Below are 1,133 nucleotides of genomic sequence, written 5' to 3'. Positions count from 1 at the left end.
GACATCACCGAATTCGGCAAGCCGCCGAAGCCGCCCGCCCTTAACGACGTGCTTTCCGAGATCGAGAATTCACCGAAGCCGGTCGTGGCCGCGATCCACGGCACCGCGCTCGGCGGTGGCCTCGAGGTCGCGCTCGCCTGTCATTTCCGCGTCGCGGTGAAGGAAGCCAAGCTCGGCCTCCCCGAGGTGAAGCTCGGCCTGCTGCCGGGCGCCGGCGGCACCCAGCGCCTGCCGCGCGCGGTTGGACCGGAGCTCGCGGTCAAGATGATCGTCGGCGGTGATCCGATCGGAGCGGCGGAAGCGCTGAAGAACGGTCTGATCGAGGAGATCGTCGAGGGTCCGGCCGCCGGTGGCGAAGCCTTCGTACGAAAGCTGCTGGCTGAAAAGCGTCCGCTGCGCCGCCTGCGTGACGACGACTCCAAGATCGCGGCGGCCAAGGCCGACCGCTCGATCTTCACCAATGCGGTCGCCGCCATGACCAAGAAGTCGCGCGGCCTGGAAGCGCCGTTCGCGGCGGCCGACGCCGTCGGCTACGCCATCGACCTGCCGTTCGACGAAGGTCTGAAGAAGGAGCGCGAGGGCTTCCTGAAGCTCGTCGCCAGCGATCAGTCCAAGGCGCAGCGTTATGCCTTCTTCGCGGAGCGCGAGGCCAGCAAGATCGCCGGCGTTCCTGAAGGGACCAAGCCGCGGCCCGTGAACCGCGTCGCCATCCTCGGCGCCGGCACGATGGGCGGTGGCATCGCGATGTCCTTTGCCAATGCCGGCATTCCCGTCACCCTGATCGAGACAGGCGAGGAGCAGCTCAAGCGCGGCATGGGCATCATGCAGAAGAACTGGGAAGCGACCGCGGCACGGGGCGGCATCCCGGCGGATGCGCCCGCGAAGCGCATGGCGCTGATCAACGGCGTCGTGGGCATCGAGAACGTCGGCGACGCCGACCTCGTCATCGAAGCCGTGTTCGAGACCATGGCAGTGAAAAAGGAAGTGTTCGGCAAGCTCGACCAGTACGTCAAGCCGGGCGCCGTGCTCGCCTCCAACACCTCCTACCTGAACATCGACGAGATCGCGAAGTCGACCAAGCGTCCGCAGGACGTGCTCGGCATGCACTTCTTCTCTCCCGCCAACGTCATGAA

The 1,133-nt window shown here is 66.5% G+C and carries 1 protein-coding gene; it reads left to right on the top strand.

Translation table 11 applies throughout. The annotated features are described in order from the left end of the window. On the top strand, nt 1-1,133 hold a 1,133-nt coding region (locus IVB36_RS20790; RefSeq protein ID WP_247392874.1), incomplete at both ends, for a 3-hydroxyacyl-CoA dehydrogenase NAD-binding domain-containing protein.

Origin of the sequence: Bradyrhizobium sp. 35 (genome assembly GCF_023073215.1) — a bacterium.
GTDB classification, from domain to species: domain Bacteria; phylum Pseudomonadota; class Alphaproteobacteria; order Rhizobiales; family Xanthobacteraceae; genus Bradyrhizobium; species Bradyrhizobium canariense_D.
The sequence above is the reverse complement of the archived record's forward strand: the minus strand, read 5'-3'. Positions and strand labels throughout refer to the sequence as shown.